Below are 18,968 nucleotides of genomic sequence, written 5' to 3' on the forward strand. Positions count from 1 at the left end.
TGTCGGGCGAGGGGGGCGGGCCACGGGTTCGGCGCGCGCGTTTTTGCCGGCCCCGGGGCCCCGTGCTACGTTCCGCGCAGGGTTCAGTGCCGCCCGACCAGGGGAGGCCACAGCCATGAAGGTTCCGCTAGCCTATGGAGAAGGATATCTGACGGTGGAACTGCCGGACGATCGGACCACCGTGATTCAGCCGCGACATCAACCGGGGTTACCGGATGAACGCCGCGCGGTTTGGGAGGCCCTGGAACGGCCGATCGAGGCCCCGCCCCTGCGGGAATGGATTCGGCCGGGGATGAAAATCTGCATCCTGTTCACCGACATCACACGGGCCACTCCGAATCACCGTCTGATTCCGTGGCTCCTGGAGTATCTCTCCTTTGTGCCCCCGGAAAACGTCACGCTCCTGAATCAAACCGGCACGCACCGACCCAACACGCGGGCCGAACTGGAGCGGATGCTGACACCGGCCGTGGTGGCCCGGTATCGCGTCGTCAACCACGAGTGCGAGAAAGAAGAGGACCTGGTGTATCTGGGGGACCTGCCCAACGGAACCCCGGTGTGGCTCAACCGACATGCCGTGGAGGCGGATCTGCGGATTGTGACCGGTTTCATCGAGCCCCATTTCTTCGCCGGGTTCAGCGGCGGGCCCAAGGGGATCATGCCGGGCGTGGCCGGCTTGCGCACCATCATGGGCAACCACGGGGCGCGGAACATCGGTCATCCGAACGCCACGTTTGGCGTGTTGGACGGCAATCCCATCTGGGAAGAGATTCGCAAGGTGGCGCTCCGGGTGGGACCGAGTTTCCTGTTGAACGTGACCTTGAACGAGCAGCGACAGATCACCGGGGTGTTTGCGGGGGATTTGTTCCGGGCCCACCGCGTGGGATGTGAGTTTGTGCGGGCCTCGGCCATGCACCGCTGCGAGGCACCCTTTGACATCGTGGTCACCACCAACAGCGGATACCCGCTCGATCTGAACCTGTATCAGGGGGTCAAGGGCATGAGCGCCGGGGCGCGCATCATCAAACCCGGGGGCACGTTGATCCTGGCGGCCGAATGCCGGGAGGGAGTGCCGGCGGGCAGTCCCCTGGACCGGTTGTTGCGGAGTGTGCGCGGACCGGAAGAGGTGTTGCGGTTGCTGGCGAGTCCGGGATTCGAGCGGCCGGAACAGTGGCAGGCGCAGATTCAGGCGCTGGTGCAACAGCGGGCGCGGGTGCTGTTGTACAGCTCCCTGCCGGACGACGTGGTGCGGGCGGCGCACCTGGAGCCGTGCCGGGACATCAGCGCCACGGTGCGGTCCCTGCTCGCAGAGTTACCGGCGGATGCCCGCGTGGCCGCGCTGCCGCAGGGGCCACTCAGCATTCCGTACCTGGCCGGCAGCAACTGAACGGGCCGGCGGGCCGCCGGGAGTCCCACAGGTTTCACACCCGTTTGGGCACGACGAACGGCGGGCGATACTCGCGGGTAAGAAGGGCGTTGGCCTCGCGATCGCCGCGGAAGGTTTTCCGGCGCGGATTCATGCGCAACAGACGGCCCAGGACCACGGGTGTCTGCTGGAGGTTCACCCGGTTGGCGGCCAGATGTTCTTCCATGCGGCCGAGCATCTCCTGGACTTCGGGCAGGTTCCGGATGGCATCGCGAATGGCTTCGGGCGACCCGGTCCGGCCGAGGCGGTAGGAGATGTTGGCCGTGTGACAGAGGGAAGCCGACAGGTGGCCCTCCAGGGCGTCCGAATGCAGCAGCTCGGGCCGCCGGTTGCGCACGGCTTCGATGAAATTCGCGTAGTGATTGCCGCCGCCGTCGAAGACGCGCATTTGTTTGCCGGCGCGGTCGTAAACGATCGCCCGGGTGTAACTGGGGATCACCACGCTGCCGCCCTCGCAATCCACCACCACCCCGATGCTGGCCCCGCGGTAGTCGTCCATGCGATTCGAGCCGGCCTTTTCCGGCAGGCCGCGGACTTCGAACAGCAACGGAGCGGGCTTGTAATCGTGGAAGACGATGAGGGTGTTGGGGGTTTCGGCGTCGTCCACGTACCCCAGGCGTCCGCCGATGGCCAGCACGGCAGGGGAAAGCTCTTGATACCCCAGGATCCAGCGGGCGATGTCCATCTGGTGCACGCCCTGGTTGCCCAGGTCGCCGTTGCCCGTGTCCCAGAACCAGTGCCAGTCATAGTGCAGCCGGGCGCGACGCAACGGTTTGAACGGGGCCGGCCCCAGCCACAAATCGTAATCCACCGAGGCGGGAATGGGTTGCGGGCCCTGCGTGAGGCCGATGCTGTCGCGGCGCTTGTAGCAAAGACCCCGGACGCGCAGGATGCGGCCCAGATTGCCCGCCCGGATCCAGGCCACGGCTTCGCGCAGTCCGGCCGAGGAGCGACATTGCGTGCCGACCTGGACAATGGCCCCGTATTTCCGGGCGGCTTCGACCAGCTGGTGGCCCTCGAACACATTATGGGAGCCCGGCTTTTCCACGTACACATCCTTACCGGCTTGCACGGACCAGATGGCCGCCAGCGAATGCCAGTGGTTGGGCGTGGCGATGCTGACCACGTCCACCGGCGCGCTTTCCAACAACTTCCGGATGTCCGTGTAGGCTTCCACGGATTCGCCGCGGTCGCGGAATCTGCGGACTTCGCGTTCCAGGATCTCGCGGTCGGCGTCGCAAAGGGCTGTAACCCGCACATTGGGCAGGGCACGAAAGCCCTTGATGTGATCCTGGCCGCGGCCGCCGAAGCCCACCACGGCCACGCGGATGGTTTCGTTGGCGCCGAGGATGCGGGCGCGGGGGCGCGGCGCCGCGGTCTTGCAGCCCGACGCGGCGGCCAGAGAAGCGGCGGCCAGCAACGACTGTTTCAGGAAGGTCCGTCGATTCATCATAGGCTGGGTTTTGCTCGGGGGTTGCATGGGACAGGGACAGCGGATTCAGGGTTGCGTGCGGTTGGCGATCCACGCGGCGTACTGGTCGGCCACCCGGGCCCGGGCAGCGTCGCCTTCGTGAAGGTAAAGCCGGTAACGGAATGTAACCCTGCCCCCGGCGGGGACGACCAGGTTCCCGGCGCCGGCATCCGCCAGGTTCTCGAAATCGTGTCGGCCAAACGGATTGGCGGCGAACAAACCATAATCGCGCACGTGCCACCAGGTGGGATGCCGGGGGTTGTCCGGATGATCGAAGATGGCCAGTCCGACGAGGCGATCTTCCACCAGGCCGGAGTAATCGCACCACGCGGCCCGCTTCCCCCAGGCTTCGGTGTCCCGGTGGCCCTCGCTGGTGAGGATGCGACCGGGAGGCCGACCCGCATGGGCCTTGTTGGGGCGCACACGCATGGTTTCGGCCAGGCGCACCGCCAACGTCCCCTCCTTGGTGTCCCCGAATGTGACGGGGCCGTGCGTGGCGAGGAGAGTAACCTCGAAGTCGAACACCCGGGCGGAGTCTGGCGTGGCGTAGAATCGCAGCGTGCGCTCGTCGCTGCAGACGGTTTGGCCGTTCGGCGCCACCCAGCGGTTGCGCGAACGCAGGAGACCGGTGCGCGGTCCGGACTGAATTTGCAGGAACTCGTCATGCACGATGCGGCCCCGGTTGTTTCCCTCGGTCCAAAAATCCACGCCGTTGACACTGCCGTGGGCGTACCAGAAACCGCGGTGGTGCGGGTGGTCCCGGTCTTCACCCGGGACTTCTTTCATGGGCCAGTGTCGGGTCATGACGAGTCCTTGCGGACCGCGGAGCGGATGGCAGTACGGCTTGGGCACGTCCCGAAAGAAGTATTCCGTGAACGGCCGGCCCGCGATCTCGACGCGCACCCGGTCTGGCAACGCGACAAGACGGACTCCCTGACTCGGGGCCGCTTCGCGGGGAGTCTGCGCGCAACTGGCGATCAGCAGTGCCAGACTGATGCCGAGGCCGACCCACCCGACGAGGCCGGCACAGATGCGCGCCATTCTGCTCATGTCCTCAAAAAACCGAAGCACCCTTGCGTGAGCAAGCCCGGATTCACGGGACGGGCACGAGCCATTCGATGTCCTTGAAGAAAAGGTCGCAATCCTGGCCGCCGTGGAGCTGGAGGGCCAGGTGACCCTCGCGGCGGCCGGGGTCGTCCATGAGCTCGGCCGTTTTGTAGCCGTTGACGTGCACGACGATGCGACCCTCGTGGGCGCTCACGGTCAGGGTGTTCCAGTCGCCGGGCCGGAACCATTTCTGCACATCCTCGGGTTTGGGCTGGACGACCCAGGCACGGCCGTTGGTTTCATAGAGGCCGCCGACGTCCTTTTCGGCATCGATCTCGGCCTGGAAACCGGTCACGCCGCTGAACCCGGTGGGCTCGACGCGAAAGTAAAAGCCGCTGTTGCCCTTGAGGGCCTTGAACTTCAGGCGGGCCGTAAAGTTGGTGAAACGGCGTTCGGTGATCAGATGGCCGTACTCGGCCTGGTCCCGACTGTGCGTGCCGTGCAGGACGCCGTCTTCGATGGTCCAGCGGCCCTGGCCAATCGGGCGCCAACCGTTGAAGGTGCGGCCGTCCCACAGAGGTTCCCACCGGTGACGGCCCAGCTCCCGGATGCGCAGGTTCCGCCACCGCACCTCCAGGCCCGCCTCGGTGGACGCGTGGACCTGCAGGCCGATGAATCCGCTCAGGGTCATGGAATCGATCAGATCGGCTGCGGGCACGCCGTTGACCCAGGTCCGGATCGAGTCTCCCCGGCATTCGATGCGGTAGTGGTTCCAGTCACCGAAGCGAAAGGCCGCGCCGGCCCGGGGCTTGTCGGTCAGGGGCTGGAGCCAGGCACGTCGGCCCTCGTCGTAGATCCCGCCGCTCCACCGCCGGTTTCGGTTGTGATCGACTTCCACCTGATACCCGTGGACCCGCCCCGCGGGGATGCGCAGCGTTTCCCGGCCGAAAACCACTTCCGTGGGGTGATCGAAACATTCGCTGCGGATCTGGATGCCGGAATTCAACCGGGGATCGGCCCGGACCTCCAGTTCCAACACAAAATCCCCGAAGGTCTTTTCCGTGCAGAGGAAACTGTTTGGCGTGTTCAGAACGGTCCGCCCCACGATGCAACCGTCCTCCACGCTGTACTTCGCCTTTCCGCCCCGCTGGACCCAGCCCTGGAGCGTTTGACCGTCGAACAGGGGCCGGAACTCTTCGGCCGCCGGGCCCGAGCCGCCAGACAAGAGCCAGAGGAAGCCTGCGATCGCCGCGGCGGAGGGGGGGGCCGTCCTTGCGAATAATGCGCCTGCCTTCATTGCGCAGCAGCAAACACCTGGAGCGGCCGGCTGACAAGTCCGGACCCGGGTCGGACGTTTGTCGGAGCGACGCGGCCGGCCCGCGCGCGGCCGGGCATGCCTCGTTCCCGTGGACAATCGCCGGTCTTCGTTGGCCGGGCAGGGAGGCGTAACGATCGAGGGGGCCGGGACCGTCCGTGCCGCACCCCGAGAGCGTGTCGTTTTGAGCCCGGCTCGTTTTTCATCCGGTGGCCTGCTGGAACGCCTGGGCTCTCGCTTCCCGCCGGCCAACGGGTGGATCCCCGCCTCTCAGCCGGGGGCGTGGCCGGGATCAGCCGTCGTTTTTTTCAGCCGGGGCTCGAGCACGTTGGGTTTGGAAGGCGACGAGGCCATGGAAACCGTTTGCGAGAGGCGGGCCGGGGCTGGTATCAAGACCCGGATGGATGGTCAGCGGGCCAAGGGCAGTCTGCGCCAATGGACCGGGTGGGTCGGGATCCTGTGCTGGGCAACCTGCACGGGGGCGTACGCGGACCCGATCGTGGGCACGGCGGTCAGCAGCCCCACGTGGGAGATCCTGGTGACGGACTTCGGCTACGCAGACTTTGCGCTGGACCGGCGACCGGGCTTCGTGGGGCGCGAGTACCTGTCGGGCGAATGGGCGGCAGCGGTGGGATACGAGAGCGAAGCCGGCCCGGTGGGCCCGATTTGGTTGCAACCGCAGTGGTTTTACCCCGACTGGATCTCGAACTCCGACTTCGGAGTGGAACAGGGGGTGGCGCCGGTCAGCCGGGGTAGTCCGACCAACGCCTGGGGATTCCCGGTGTTTCAGTCCACCGTGACCAACGGACAAGTGCGGATCACCCTGTGGTACGAAATGATGGACAGCGGCGAGGGCATTGCCGCGGGCATCGTGCCGAGAAGCCGCGATTGGCCGGGCCGTTTTATGTGGACCGACCGGTATGTGTTCCGGCAGACCTGCGTGGTTTCGAACCGCACGAGCTCGGTTTTGCGGAACGTGCGTTGGTTCCAGTTTGTCCACGGGCTGGAGAGCATGAGCGGCGTGTACGACGACCGCGAATATGGCGGCTCGTTCGGGGAGTACCGGTACGACTTGACGTTGCACGGTCGATCGGTGGCCCGGGACACGCGGACGGACACGGCGGTGTTATTGCACGACGTGCTGACCCTGCATGCCGCGCGGGCGCCTGCGGCCTGGGAAGTCGGGTACTACGGGCGCGTGCAGGTGGACAGTCACATCATGGGCAAGCCGTCGGTCGGGGTGCATTGGAGTGTGGAGACAAATGCATTGAACGGGCTCGATTTTTTTGCCCCACCCGAGGGCCGCTACGTAAGTGGCGCGTTGGCGTGGGATTTGGGAGATCTTGCGCCCGGCCGGGCAGCTACGCACGTCGTGTTGCTGACGGTGGCCACGTGGCGGGTGACGAGCCTGCCGGGTGCCGTTCAGGTCCATGCGGTTGCGCAGGATCCGCCCGGATGGTTGCGCATCGCCGTGGAACCGCGGCTGACCGGATGGAGTCGGCTGGGCCTGCTGCACTCGACCGGCCTCCAACCCGGCGGCGGATGGCGGTGGCGGCCGCTTTGGTGGGCGGCATGCGAACCCGACCCGGGCCGGCCGGGATGCTACTGTTTCCAGATTCCCATGGAGGCGACGGGCCCGGCGGGGTTTTTCCGGGTGGAAGTCTGGCAGCCCCCGTGAACGGGCGTGCAAGCAGTCCGGCGCAGGACCGCAACGGGCAGGCGGCACTGACCCGGTTGCTCTCCCGCAGGCAACTCCCGAAAACCCTGCACTTCCCGGGCCGCTCCTACCCGCGGTACACCACCATGATCGCGTAGTCGGTGAGCAGTCGCTGCGTCCCGATGTCGAGGTGCGTGTAGGTCAGAGGAGTGAGGCTGATGATGTTGTCCTCGCCCACCTTCTGGAGAAAGTTTGTGACGGTCTCGTCGAACCGGTCGTGTCCCACCTCGATGCAGTCGGTGTGACGGATCGTTTTGATGCGGATTTTTTTGTCGCCCTTGGCGGCGGCTTCCAACGGGGGTTTGGGCTTTTCGATCAGTACTTCCGACGGGCCCTCCCGGATGGGGACTTTCAAGTGCAGTTCCTGCCGTGCTGCCGCCGAGGCCGCGATCGGGTTGATGATGCTGGGTTCGACCTTGGCCGGGCTTTCCGGTTTGGGCAGCGGCGATTCGGGTTCGGGCACGGTGATGAGAGCCTGACAGGAGGGACAGTTCAGTTGGGCGCCGGCGGCCGAGCTGTCCACCTCGAGTTCCTGATCGCAATTGGGGCAGTTGAATACGATGTCCATAGGTCAGCTCCGGATCCCTGATTTGGCACGAAAAACGTAGGCCGCCGGGGCGGGAGTTGCCAGCAAAAAGCAAGGGCGGCGGCACCGTGATCCCGTCGGCGGCGAAGGGGTGCGACGGAGTTGTGAGAGATGGAAAGAACCCCGGTGCAGGCGGGCGGCGCCGATGTTTGGGTCCGGAGGGAATTTGCACTGCGCTGGCCATTCCCTGCCTCCGGTTGGGAAGCACGAGACCGAACCCGCGGCAGGGAGCGTGGGCCTTCGACGCAGAAGCGGCCCCGGCTGGGGAGGGCGATCGCGCTTGGGAAACGGTGTTGCGCGCGCGGGCGCCGGATGGGTGAGAGAGCCAAGGGGAGCCCGGTGCGGACGCGGAAGCGTTCCGGGGAGTTGGTTGACTTTGCCGAGAGACCGGCCATTTCGTTCGGGAGTTAATACGCGATCCATGAAGGGGGCGCGCAGGAGCTGCCGATCGCGTGCCGGGTCATGGCCGCGGGCTTCATGACCAAGGGATCGAAATGCGCGAGCGTTTCCGGAGGGGGAAGGGAACGCTGTTGTGGAAGCGGGGCGCAGCCGGTAAAGTCCGTGCCGGCCGGGACCCGGGCTGCTGACGAGGTATCAGGTGGGTGAACCGAAATGTTGGACTGGACGATCTACGTTTCGTTTTTGGGTGCGCTGATGGTGGGGTTGTGGCCGGCGCGGTACGAGGGAGGTGTGCGCCGGGCGGCCCTGGGTGCGGCATTGGCGGGGGCGGCGCTGGGACTGACCGGTGCGTGGCAGGTGGGGCGCGAAGGGGGAAAGCTGATCACGCTGGTGGACGTGCCCTGGGTGCCGGAGCTGGGGATTCGCTATCACCTGGCGGCGGACGGTCTGAGTGCGGTGCTCGTGGCCCTGACCGGGGTGGCCGCGGTGGCAGGGGTGCTGTTTTCCTGGAACGTGCGGGAGCGGGTGCGAGAGTTCTTCGCCTTCTATCTGTGGCTGGTGGGAGGAGTGTACGGCGTGTTTTTGAGCTTCGATTTGTTTTTGCTGTTCGTGTTCTACGAGTTGGCGATCGTGCCCAAGTATTTTTTGATCGCGATTTGGGGGTCGACGCGGCGCGAGTACGGCGCGATGAAGCTGGTGCTGTACTCGTTTGTGGGCAGCGCGCTGGTGCTGGTGGCGTTGTTGGCGGCGTATGTGTGGGCGGGGATGCGGTCGTTTGCCTGGGCGGATCTGGTGGCGGCGGGCTATCCCCGCGGATTTCAGATGTGGGCCTTTCCGGTGATGTTTCTGGGCTTTGGGATCTTGGCCGGTCTTTGGCCGTGGCACACGTGGGCGCCCACCGGGCATGTGGCGGCGCCGACGGCCGCTTCCATGTTGCTGGCGGGGGTGGTGATGAAGCTGGGAGCCTACGGCTGTTTTCGAGTCGCCATGCCGATGTTTCCGGACGCGCTGCGACCCTGGGGGCCACGGGTGTTGGGGCTGGGTTCGTGGCCGGAGGTGTTCGGGTTGTTGGCGGTCGTGGGGATCGTGTGGGCGGCCCTGGTGGCGCTGGTGCAGCGGGATTTCAAGTTCGTGATCGGTTATTCGAGCGTGAGTCACATGGGGTTTGTGATCCTGGGCCTGATGACGCTGACAGAGGCGGGATGGCACGGCGCGGTGTTGCAGATGGTGTCGCACGGCTTGATTGCCGGGTTGTTGTTCGCGGTGGTGGGACGGATGGTGTACGACCGGGCGCACACGCGGGAACTGTCGGAGTTGGAACGGATGGAGCTCGGACGAGCGCTGCCGTTTGCGGCGGGAACTTTTGTGCTGGCCGGGGCGGCGTCGGCAGGGATGCCGGGGTTCAGCGGGTTCATGGCGGAGGTGCATGTGCTGCTGGGGGTGTGGCAGGTTTGGCCGTTGTGGGTTTGGGTGACGGCGGCCGGTGTGGTGTTGGGGGCGGCTTACGTCTGGCGGGCGATGCAGCGTGCGTTTTTCGGGGAGCGACCGGCTGACGGGTTGCACGTGGCGCCTCCGGAGGGATGGGGACCAATTACCGGTGCGGAACGTTGGGGTACGGTGCTGCTTCTGACGGGGGTGATCGGGCTCGGATTGTTTCCCCGGATCGTAACGGAGGTTGCGGGGCCGGTGCTGCGGGGTCCGGTGTTCGGAACGTTGCAGGGGGGCGGTTTGTGGTGAGGAGGCAGGAATGAGCGGCCTGTCCTACGGTGCGTTGATTCAGGGGGCGCTGGCGGAACTGGTGGTGTTGGGCGCCGCCCTTGCGGTGTTGGGTGCGGACCTGGTGGCGTTGCGGGAGGCGGGTCGCCGCGTGCGTTGGCTGGTGGGCGGGCTGGTGGCCGCGGCGGGGTGTGTGGCCGCGGGAATCTCGTTGTGGTTGTTCGGGGGATCGGAGGCGGGAGCGGGCGCAGTAACCGGCTGGGCGGGGGATGCGCTGACGGCCTGGGTGAAGGGAGTGGTGCTCATTCTCACGTTGTTGACGGTGGGTTTGTCCGTGGCCGGGGCGCGGACGGAACACGTGGGAGAGTATCTGGCGATGGTGTTGCTGGGGGCGGTGGGTATGCTGGTGTTGGCGGGGGCGGAGGATTTGTTGCTGGTGTTTCTGGGGTTGGAACTCACCAGCCTGACGTTGTACGTGCTGGTGGGCTTCGAGAAAGAGCGACCGGCCGCGGTGGAAGCGGCTCTGAAGTACTTCCTGTTCGGCAGTGTGGCGGCGGCCTTTACGCTTTTTGGGATGAGTTTGTTGTACGGGCTTACGGGGACGGTGCAGTTGCGGTCGATGGGAGAGGCGCTGGGTGGGACGTCCAACGCGGCGGCGGTGTGGGTGGCGCTGGTGATGGTTTTGGTGGGACTGGGGTTCAAGGTGGCGGCGGCGCCGTTCCACTTGTGGGCGCCGGATGCGTATGAGGCCGCGCCCACGCCGAGCGCGGCCCTGGTGGCCTCCGGTTCCAAGGTTGCCTCGTTCTATGCGTTGGCGAAGTTGTTGATGGTGGGGTGGCCCGAGGGGGGCGGCGGGGCTGTGCCGGGGCAATGGGTCGCGGGGTGGGGCACGGTGCTGGCGGCATTGAGCGTGGTCAGCATGGTGTGGGGCAACGTGGCAGCGCTGGTGCAGGGGAATGTGCGGCGGTTGCTGGCGTATTCGGCAGTGGCCCATGCGGGGTATGCATTGTTGGCGGTCATGGCGAACACCCGCATGGGACTCGCGTCCTTGTTGTACTTTGTCGCGACCTACGGATTGAGTGCGGTGGGGGCCTTTGGGGTTGTCTCTCTGGTCGAGTCGCAAAGGCGCGGCTCGGTGCGTCTGGAGGATTTTGCGGGGCTGAGCCGGCGGTCCCCGGAGGTGGCGGTGTGTTTGGCGGTGTACTTGTTGTCGTTGGCGGGCATCCCGCCGCTGGCGGGGTTCTTCGGGAAGTTTTACGTCTTCGTGGCGGCGCTGGGATCGGGAGTTCGGTTGGGATTGTTGTGGTTGGTGGCCGTGGCGATTCTGCTGAGCACTGTGTCGTTGTACTACTACCTGCAAGTACTGAAGCAGGCATGGGTGCGGCCGCCCGGGGATGGCCCGATGGAGCGATGGCGGCTGCCATGGGAGGTGCGCGTGAGTTTGTGGGCGACGACCGCGGGGGTGGTGGGGCTGGGGGTGTTCCCCTCCGTGGTGTTGCGAGGTCTGGAGCGGGCGCTGCAGGCGTCGGGCTTCTGAGCGCCAGACGAATCCAAGCGGGCGGTTGGCGGAGGCGGTTGCCTTGCGGCATGCGGCGCGTTGTAAATCGGAAAGATGGCGCCGAAGCACCGATGGAGGATCAGGTTGGGTTCTGAGGAGTTCCGCGTATGAGGCCGGGCCGGTGGTGTTTTTGGGCGTCCCTGGCGGCGGTGCTGCTGGAAGGCGGCGGGTGGGGGGATCTGCCGGCCGTGGGCCCGGGGTCGGAGGGAACGTGGCGGCTGCGGCCCGAGTTGGCAGAGGTGGTTTCGGAGGATGGCTTGAGGTTGGCGCCGGGGAAAGGTGCGGTATTCGAGCTGGCGGGGTTCGCATGGTACGAGTGGGTGGCCCGGGCGCCTGATGAGTTTGGCGACGAGGCGGGAAAGCAACCTCTAATCGTGGAGTTGCCGCGGCCGGATGGCTCGATGACGCGGGTCGAGTGTGTGGCCTCGCCCGTCATGGAGTGGCCCTTGGCGATGCGGTATCCGGAGGTGCAGACGTATCGGATTACCGGGCTGGACAACCGGGCATTGATAGGGCGCATGAGTGTGACGGGGGCGGGGGTGCATGCGCGGTGGCGGGAGGGGGATGGCTGGGTGGTGGTGGAGCCGTTGCCGGGAAGTGGGCCGGCACTGCATCGGGTGTATGCGCGGTCGGATGTGCTGGACGGGCCGGGGGAATGGATTTGCGAGACTGTGGCGCCGCCGCTGATCGCGGCCGGTTACGGGCCGCCGTCGTACGGCGGGGTTTTGCGGGTGTATCGGCTGGCATTGGCGGCCACGGGGGAATGGACGGCGGCGCATGGAGGCACGGTCAAATCCGCAATGGCGGCGCTGGCGATCCTGGTGAATCAGTTGAACGCGATTTACGAGGTGGAGCTGGGGATTCGCTTTGTCCTGGTCTCCGACAACGACCGTCTGGTGTACACCAATGCGGCCACGGACCCCTACACCGGCAACAACGCGAATGCGCTGCTGGACGAGAATCAAGCCACGGTGGATCGGGTCATCGGCGATGCGAATTACGATGTGGGTCATGTATTGAGTCGGGCCAGCGGGGGATTGGCCACTTTGTCGGGGGTGTGTCGTCCCGGGTTGAAGGCGCGTGGGCAGACGGGATTGGGGAACAGCAACGATCCGTTGTTCGTGGACTATGTAGCCCATGAACTCGGGCATCAGTTCGGGGCGCGGCACACGTTCAACGGAGTTCGGGGGACCTGCGGAGGCAATCGGGATGGTTCCAGTGCATACGAGCCGGGCAGCGGTTCGACGCTCATGGCGTATGCGGGGAACTGCCAGGGCGACAACGTGCAGTTTCGGAGCGACCTGTATTTCCATGCGGCGAGCCTGGATCAGATTCTGCAGAGTCTCACGAGCGGGCCGGGGAACGGTTGCGGAGCTCGCATGCTCGATGGAAACCAGCCTCCATGGGTGAATGCAGGACCGACGCGGGTGATCCCTCGCGGGACACCATTCGTGTTGGCGGCGGAGGGCGCGGATCCGGACGGGGACGAGGTCACGTTTTGTTGGGAACAGATGGACCTGGGACCGGCGGCGACCCTGGATGCGACGGACACTTCGCAAGGTCCGTTGTTTCGCTCGGTGCGGCCGGGCACGAATGCGGTTCGGGTGTTCCCGGAGCTGAGCACGATTCTGGCGAACCAGACGAATCTGGCGGAAAAGCTGCCCTGGGTGGGCAGGACGATGCGGTTTCGCGTGACGGCGCGCGACGGTCGGGGCGGTGTGGCCGGGGCGGAGACCGAAGTGTGGGTTGCGGACGGCGCGGGGCCGTTTCGCGTGGTTTCGCCCAACGGTGGGGGCAGTGCATCGAATTCCCTGACGGTGACGTGGGACGTGGCAGGGACTGCGACCGCTCCGGTGAATGCGGCCTGGGTGAATGTATGGCTTTCGACCAACAACGGCCAGAGCTTTCCTCATCCGTTGGCGTTGCGCACTCCGAATGACGGAGTGGAAGTGGTGCCGCTGCCGCCGATCCACACGACGCTGGCCCGGGTCAAGGTGGAAGCGGTGGAGCAACCGTTTTTCGATGTAAGTGACGGGCCCTTTACGATCCTGCCGCCGGAGCCAACCCCGGCGTTGGAGATCTGGTCCGTCACGGTGACGGAGGAGAGTTGTCTTCCGGCCAATGGGGCCGCGGACCCGGGAGAGACGGTGACCGTGCAGTTGACGCTGCGGAACAACGTTCTGATCCCGACGACGAATCTCGTGGTCACGTTGTTGGCGGGAAACGGGGTGGTGGCCCCGGGGCCGGCCCAGGTGTATGGGCGAGTGGCGGGGGGCCAGAGTGTCAGCCGCCCGTTCACGTTCACAGCCACGGGGCCATGCGGAGGAATGATCCGGCCGACATGGCGCTTGGAAGATGGCGGTCGGCTCCTGGGGACGGTGAGTCGGGCCATGGTGTTGGGTGCGGTCCAAACCCAAGTGGTCACGAGAGCCAACACCACGCCGTTGACGATCCCGGCCACGGGGACCCAGGGGCCGGCGTCGTTGTTTCCCTCGACCCTTTCGGTCAGTGGGATGACCGGCCGGCTGTCACGGGTACGGGTGACATTGACGGGGTTGTCCCATGGCTTTGGCGGGGATTTGGATGTGTGGCTGGTGGGGCCGCAGGGGCAGGCGGTGTGGCTGCTCTCGGATGCGGGCAACGGGACCAATGCCAGCGGGACCTTGACGTTTGACGATGCAGCGCCGGGGATTTGGCCGGCGGAGGGACCGCTGCGGACCGGAACGAATCAGCCCTCGGCGTATGACCCGGAGAGTGATCCGCAGGTGGACCCCGGGCCATCGAAGAGGGTGGGATTTCGCTTGAGCGACTTTGGCGGCGCGGATCCGAACGGCACCTGGGCTCTGTATCTATGGGACGACGCGGCGGGGGATACCGGGCAGCTGACGTTTGGGTGGCGCTTGGAACTGACCGCCACGCAACGCGTCTGCTGTGGTTGGGCCCCGGCGTTGCCTCCGGTGCTGTCGCAGATCCCGGATCAGGTGACCGAGGAGGACGTTCCGTTGCTGGGCCTCGGATTTACCGTGGAGGATTCGGACACGCCCCTGGAGCAGGTGCGGATTTGGGCGCATGCCGCGGACATGACCCTGGTGGCGCCGACAGGGATCGTGGTGTCGGGCTCGGGACCGCAAAGGAGGCTGGATCTGTACCCCCAGCCCGACGCATCGGGGTCCACGTGGGTGTATCTGGTGGCGGAGGATGAGAGTCAGGCGGTGACCAATACCTTTTTGTGGACGATACGGCCTGTGAACGATGCACCGGTGTTGGACCCGTTACCCGACCCGGTGGTGCATGCAGGGATGCGCGTGCTGGTGGTTCTGCGTGCGACCGATGTGGACACGCCGGTGGAACGGTTGCGGTTCGGTGTGACCCCGCCGGTGCCGGATGGGTTGGTGCTGGATCCGGTCTCGGGCCGGTTGGAATGGCAAACTTCGGATGCGTGGGCTGGCCGCCAACTCGAAGTCACCTTGACGGTCACGGACGACGGAGTGCCCCCGCTGGCATCGAATCAAGGGCTCCGGGTGACCGTGCGGCCGCGGCCGCAGTTGGCCGTGCGGGTTTCCGGAGATGGGGCACGGCGCCTGGAGTGGGGGGCCATCCCGGGTTTGCGTTACCAGGTGGAATGGAAAGAGCGCCTGGACGACGCGGAATGGTTCCCGGTGGGTGTGCCGGTGACCGCGATTGCAGAACGGGTCCACGTCCTCGACAGCGGCGCGACCAACGGTGCGCGGTTTTATCGGGTGCGCGTGGTCCCCTGAGGCAAACGCGCGGGGCAGCTGCAGGAGGGGGCGCGCTGGGGTGGACGCGGGAAAGCTGAGGGCACCCGGGCTCGGGGAGTGCAGCGGAGCGGGATGACCGGATGTGCCGACAGAGAGGGGTGTCAGGTTTTCCTGGCGGCGCGGCCTTTGCGGGGCCCTGGTTTGGCGGATGCGGCCGTGGAAGCGGCTTTTTTGCGTGCTGCTTTCTTTTTCGGCTGGGCAGTCGGAGTCGGGGCGGCGGTTTCAGGAGCAGCGCCGGAGGCGGTGATGCCGACGACCTCTTCCAGGTAAAGGTAGCGGCCGCAGGAATCGCATAGCTGGATGTCCTCGGCCTTCATGAGTTCAGAGATGGTGCCGATCGGCAGGCGCATGTGGCAGCCCGAGCAGGCCTGGCCCCGAACAGGGACGATGCCTTTTTTGCCACGAGCCATGAGCCGATCGTAGTGACCCAAAATCTGCGTCGGGATCTGGTTGCGCAGATCCGCGATGATCCTAGTGGCGTCGGCAACCTGAATTTCCTCCAGCTCGAGTTGTTGGAGCCGGATCAAGTTCTGGAGCAACGTTTTCATGCTGTTTACCCCAATGTTGGCAAGGATCATGACCCGAGAAACGGTTTCCGCCAATTCCTTTTTGGGAGCCACGGCAGGGACCGGCGCAGGCGGCGGGTCATCCGCCGACCCGGAAGGAGATGCGGCGGATGCGATTGGCGCCAAAGGCCTGTTGGAGTCGCCGGAGGATGTCGTGCCGCCGATAACCGACGATTTCGGCCAGCCAGACGTTGTTGTCCACGCTGACGAGGAGGGTGCCGTTTTTGAGCAGGCCCGTGGGGCGTGCGTGGGCGACGATCTCCGGGTCCATCAGGGTTTGCCAGACTTTGAGGATCTCGGCCTCCTGGCGGCGTTGGTCGAGTCGGAGTTCGGCCAGGACCTTGGGGAGAACCTCGGCCGGGGTGCGGAAGCGGGGTTGGAGCGTGTCTTCCAGATCGGAGAGATCCACGCGTCGCCACTGGGCCAGGGCCGTTTGCCGTGGTGTTCGGGGCGGTGGGCCCAAGGGGGGCTGGGGGCGAACAGGGCGCATGACGGGGCGACGGCAACGGCGGGCTTCAGGCGGGTTTGGCAGGGGCGGGATGTTCGTCCAGCACCAGCACGCCGTGGGGCGGCAGGTCGTAGCTGCCGACCAGCGTGGTGCCGGTGAGGTAATCGTGCATGGGCTTGAGGAACTGGATGCGGACCTGCTGATTGTGGTGATTGAGGAGGAAATACACTTTGACGTCGTCTTTTTGGCGGAGGCTGACCTCGACGGCCTCGGGCACCTTGAGCAGGGGATGGATTCCGCAGAGGCTGCGAAGCCAGTTGACGAGGTCGGCGTAAAAGGCGGGTCCGGAGAGGGTGCCGATATAGATGGCGCGGCCGTTGCCGTAGGGGTGCAGGGTGATGGCCGGTTTGCCGGCGTAGAAGTCCTTGGTGTAGGTGGCGAGGATCTGGCACCCCTTGGGTTCGATAATGTCGCACCAGATGCGTGCGGAGTGGAGGTGGCTGGTCTGGAAGCCGCCCTTGAAGCTGAGGTGGTTTTCTTCGTCGGGCGGCAGCGCGTCGAATTCCAGGACTTCAAGGCCGAAGAGGTCGGTCAGCTCGCGGGGGTAGCCGGTGTCCGGGGCGACGTGGTGTTCGTCCACCAGGCCCGTGCAGAAAGTGCCGACGAGGGTGCCGCCGTTCTGGACGTAATACTTGAGCATCTCGGCCTCGGCAGAAGAGAGGAGGAACAGCGAAGGGGCGAACACAAGTTTGTAGCGGGTCAGGTCCTCGCTCGGCCGCGCGAATTCCACCGGGATGTTGCGGTCGTGCAGGGCGGTGTAGATGAGCCGGAGATGGTCGCGGAGGTGGAAATGGCGGTTGGGATGGGTGGGTTCCTGGAGGGCCCAGTCGTTGTCGTGACTGAAGAGGATGGCGACTTCGGCGACGACGTGGGTGCCCTTGAGCACGGGGGCCAGGAGTTTGATTTCCTCGCCGATCTGGCAGATTTCGCGGAACACGCGGTTTTCCTTGCGGCGGTGATGCGAGAAGACCGCGCCGTGGAATTGCTCGGGGCCAAAGCGGGGCTGACGCCAGCGGAAAAAGAGGATGGCGTCGGCACCGCGACTGATGAGCTGGTAGGTGAACAGGCGCAGGACCCCGGGTCGGACCAGGGAGTTGAGGTCCTGCCAGGTCACGTGTCCGGCCTTGTGTTCGAGGACCCAAAACCCCGTCTCCCCGTCCGGGGTGCGGATGCCGGTTTTCTTGAGGGAGCGGAGGAGGTCGATGTCGAAGGCGGTTTCGGCGGAGCGGGGGCGCAGCACGGCGGCGCTTTCGATCCCGACAAAGTCGAGCACTTCAGCCAGGTCAAAGTGGTCGAACCGGAACACGGCCGGTTTGAGGTTGGTGGTGACGGGGGCGTGGGGGGTGAGTTGGCGAAGCAGCTCGGCCTGCATGCGGACGTATTGGACGATGGTGTCGCTGCAGAAACGGCGCCAGTCGAGAACCAGGCCGGGGTTGTGCGGAGCCGGGGCGCGCTGGGGCATGGGGACCTCGTCCCAGTCCGAGACGATCTGGCCCCAGTGGCGCAGCCCCAGGGCCTCGTTGAGGCGCTGGATCGTCTCGTATTTGGCTTTGAGCCACAGATGCCATTCCTCGCGGGAGGCTTCGTTGAACGATTCCTCCGTGTCGTGCCCGCCGATGGCGTTGTCGATTTGCCAGGCAAGCAGGGCCGGGTGATCGCCCAGGGCCCGGGCCATGGCGGTGACAATTCTTTTGGAATAGTCCCAGAAGGCGTCGCTGCACAGGCAGACGGCGCGACGGGTGCCGGGATGGCGGGTGAGGCCGGACTCGTCCAGGGGGAGGATCTCGGGGTGTTTGCGTGTCAGCCACAAGGGTGGCGCGGCCGTGGGGGTGGCCAGGATGACGCGGATGCCGGCCTGGTGCATCAGGTCCATGACCCGCCGCATCCAGGCGAAGTCGTACTTTCCCTCCTCGGGCTCGAGCAATCCCCAGGTGAATTCGCCCATGCGCACGACGTTGAAGCCGGCTTCCTGCATGAGGGCGATGTCTTCGGCCCAACAGGCTTCGGGGTTTTCCGGGGTGCCGCCGTAGGGGTAGACCCAGTGCTCGGGGTAGTAGTCCACGCCGAAATACATATGCAATCTCCCGCTGGCTCGACGCTTTGACTCTAGCCGGGCGGATGACAGTCTGCAACGGAAAAGGGGGCAAGGCGCGGGGACCTTTCCGTTTTTGAGCACAAGATTCAAGCATTCCAAGGCAATGCCCTCGGCCCAGGCTTTCCCATCCCCATGACGCCCGAAACTGCGCCGGACTTTCGGGGAGCTCCCAGACGTGAGACGCACCGCACCACGGAGCGGCGGCGCGGCGGCCCACGCGGGCGCCCATGCCGCAAAACGAAAATGCTCCAAAGAAGCCCCTGCAAATCCGTTCCCACCAAACCCCATGAAGCGGAGGCAAGGTTTCGCGCCCTCGACGCGCCCCGGGTTTACCCCAAAGCGGGCCTGGATGTATGCGTCCGACCCGGCGCCCGGGCCACCGGATGACCTCGATTCCGGGTGAATGGTTGTGCCTCCCGCGCGCCTTATTGCTGCTCCATCGGGGCGAATTCCCCCGCCCAGGGCAACGCCCTCGGCAAGCAGTCAACTGCAATTCACCTCACCCCGAACGGGCGGAATCCAGTGTGCCCACGCCCGGCCCTCGCGACGGGGGTCAACGGGTTGCGCCCTGTCCGGGCGCGAGGGGTTTGGGGGAATCCAAAGCACGGGCCGTTGGCCCCGGGCTGACGGATGGGATGCGCTCTCGGCGCGGTGATGGGCTCGTGCGACCCGTGGCCAGCGCAGGGCGCATCCATGTCCGAGCTCCGGGTTCAAGGCGATGCCCTCGTCCAACGGCATTCTCGAGCCGAGGCGGTCCGAAGTTCTGCCGGGCTTTTGGAGCTGTT

At 65.8% G+C, this 18,968-nt stretch carries 12 protein-coding genes; 5 read left to right on the plus strand and 7 right to left on the minus strand.

What is annotated here, in order from left to right; genetic code table 11:
* Window positions 1-115: 115 nt before the first annotated feature.
* On the plus strand, window positions 116-1,387 hold the full coding sequence (gene larA, locus ACPDIT_RS04690; protein ID WP_423442012.1) for a nickel-dependent lactate racemase: 1,272 nt from the start codon (window positions 116-118) through the stop codon (window positions 1,385-1,387).
* Window positions 1,388-1,421: 34 nt separating this feature from the next.
* Here larA and ACPDIT_RS04695 read toward each other — a convergent pair whose 3' ends face one another.
* From ACPDIT_RS04695 to ACPDIT_RS04705, 3 genes are read right to left on the minus strand one after another with little or no spacing between them, the layout of a single operon-like run.
* Window positions 1,422-2,879, minus strand: coding sequence for a Gfo/Idh/MocA family protein (locus tag ACPDIT_RS04695; protein WP_423442013.1), 1,458 nt, complete (start codon window positions 2,877-2,879; stop codon window positions 1,422-1,424).
* Between the two features lie 45 nt (window positions 2,880-2,924).
* Complete coding sequence (locus tag ACPDIT_RS04700; protein ID WP_423442014.1) at window positions 2,925-3,947, minus strand: PmoA family protein; 1,023 nt, start codon at window positions 3,945-3,947, stop codon at window positions 2,925-2,927.
* Between the two features lie 43 nt (window positions 3,948-3,990).
* Window positions 3,991-5,169 carry a 3-keto-disaccharide hydrolase gene (locus tag ACPDIT_RS04705; protein ID WP_423442015.1) on the minus strand — a complete coding sequence of 393 codons (1,179 nt, stop codon included), beginning with the start codon at window positions 5,167-5,169 and terminating at the stop codon, window positions 3,991-3,993.
* 442 nt (window positions 5,170-5,611) lie between these two features.
* Between ACPDIT_RS04705 and ACPDIT_RS04710 the strand changes: the two genes are divergently transcribed.
* The gene (locus ACPDIT_RS04710; protein WP_423442016.1) at window positions 5,612-6,937 is read left to right on the plus strand and encodes a hypothetical protein; all 1,326 of its coding nucleotides are present in this window, start codon (window positions 5,612-5,614) and stop codon (window positions 6,935-6,937) included.
* Between the two features lie 106 nt (window positions 6,938-7,043).
* Here ACPDIT_RS04710 and ACPDIT_RS04715 read toward each other — a convergent pair whose 3' ends face one another.
* Complete coding sequence (locus ACPDIT_RS04715) at window positions 7,044-7,544, minus strand: hypothetical protein (protein ID WP_423442017.1); 501 nt, start codon at window positions 7,542-7,544, stop codon at window positions 7,044-7,046.
* 630 nt (window positions 7,545-8,174) lie between these two features.
* On the opposite strand from ACPDIT_RS04715, the gene ACPDIT_RS04720 reads away from it, so the two are divergent.
* From ACPDIT_RS04720 to ACPDIT_RS04730, 3 genes are all read left to right on the plus strand, one after another.
* Entirely contained in the window at window positions 8,175-9,698 is a 1,524-nt protein-coding gene (locus ACPDIT_RS04720; protein WP_423442018.1) for a complex I subunit 4 family protein, read from the plus strand.
* A gap of 10 nt (window positions 9,699-9,708) precedes the next feature.
* Complete coding sequence (locus ACPDIT_RS04725) at window positions 9,709-11,214, plus strand: NADH-quinone oxidoreductase subunit N (protein ID WP_423442019.1); 1,506 nt, start codon at window positions 9,709-9,711, stop codon at window positions 11,212-11,214.
* Window positions 11,215-11,342: 128 nt separating this feature from the next.
* The gene (locus tag ACPDIT_RS04730; protein ID WP_423442020.1) at window positions 11,343-14,993 is read left to right on the plus strand and encodes a reprolysin-like metallopeptidase; all 3,651 of its coding nucleotides are present in this window, start codon (window positions 11,343-11,345) and stop codon (window positions 14,991-14,993) included.
* A gap of 122 nt (window positions 14,994-15,115) precedes the next feature.
* Here ACPDIT_RS04730 and ACPDIT_RS04735 read toward each other — a convergent pair whose 3' ends face one another.
* From ACPDIT_RS04735 to ACPDIT_RS04745, 3 genes are all read right to left on the minus strand, one after another.
* Window positions 15,116-15,562, minus strand: coding sequence for a zinc ribbon domain-containing protein (locus tag ACPDIT_RS04735; RefSeq protein ID WP_423442021.1), 447 nt, complete (start codon window positions 15,560-15,562; stop codon window positions 15,116-15,118).
* Between the two features lie 97 nt (window positions 15,563-15,659).
* Complete coding sequence (locus ACPDIT_RS04740) at window positions 15,660-15,989, minus strand: DUF721 domain-containing protein (RefSeq protein WP_423442022.1); 330 nt, start codon at window positions 15,987-15,989, stop codon at window positions 15,660-15,662.
* Window positions 15,990-16,095: 106 nt separating this feature from the next.
* On the minus strand, window positions 16,096-18,162 hold the full coding sequence (locus ACPDIT_RS04745; RefSeq protein WP_423442023.1) for a beta-galactosidase: 2,067 nt from the start codon (window positions 18,160-18,162) through the stop codon (window positions 16,096-16,098).
* Between the last annotated feature and the right edge of the window lie 806 nt (window positions 18,163-18,968).

Source organism: Limisphaera sp. VF-2 (genome assembly GCF_049537125.1).
Taxonomy (GTDB): Bacteria; Verrucomicrobiota; Verrucomicrobiia; order Limisphaerales; family Limisphaeraceae; genus Limisphaera.

Excerpts from the sequence above, each read along its gene's own strand:
- ACPDIT_RS04720 (WP_423442018.1), top strand. The coding sequence starts at position 8,175 with ATGTTGGACTGGACGATCTACGTTTCGTTTTTGGGTGCGCTGATGGTG.
- ACPDIT_RS04725 (WP_423442019.1), top strand. The coding sequence starts at position 9,709 with ATGAGCGGCCTGTCCTACGGTGCGTTGATTCAGGGGGCGCTGGCGGAA.
- ACPDIT_RS04695 (WP_423442013.1), bottom strand. The coding sequence starts at position 2,879 with ATGATGAATCGACGGACCTTCCTGAAACAGTCGTTGCTGGCCGCCGCT.
- ACPDIT_RS04730 (WP_423442020.1), top strand. The coding sequence starts at position 11,343 with ATGAGGCCGGGCCGGTGGTGTTTTTGGGCGTCCCTGGCGGCGGTGCTG.
- ACPDIT_RS04735 (WP_423442021.1), bottom strand. The coding sequence starts at position 15,562 with ATGAAAACGTTGCTCCAGAACTTGATCCGGCTCCAACAACTCGAGCTG.
- ACPDIT_RS04745 (WP_423442023.1), bottom strand. The coding sequence starts at position 18,162 with ATGTATTTCGGCGTGGACTACTACCCCGAGCACTGGGTCTACCCCTAC.
- ACPDIT_RS04715 (WP_423442017.1), bottom strand. The coding sequence starts at position 7,544 with ATGGACATCGTATTCAACTGCCCCAATTGCGATCAGGAACTCGAGGTG.
- larA (WP_423442012.1), top strand. The coding sequence starts at position 116 with ATGAAGGTTCCGCTAGCCTATGGAGAAGGATATCTGACGGTGGAACTG.
- ACPDIT_RS04700 (WP_423442014.1), bottom strand. The coding sequence starts at position 3,947 with ATGAGCAGAATGGCGCGCATCTGTGCCGGCCTCGTCGGGTGGGTCGGC.
- ACPDIT_RS04710 (WP_423442016.1), top strand. The coding sequence starts at position 5,612 with ATGGAAACCGTTTGCGAGAGGCGGGCCGGGGCTGGTATCAAGACCCGG.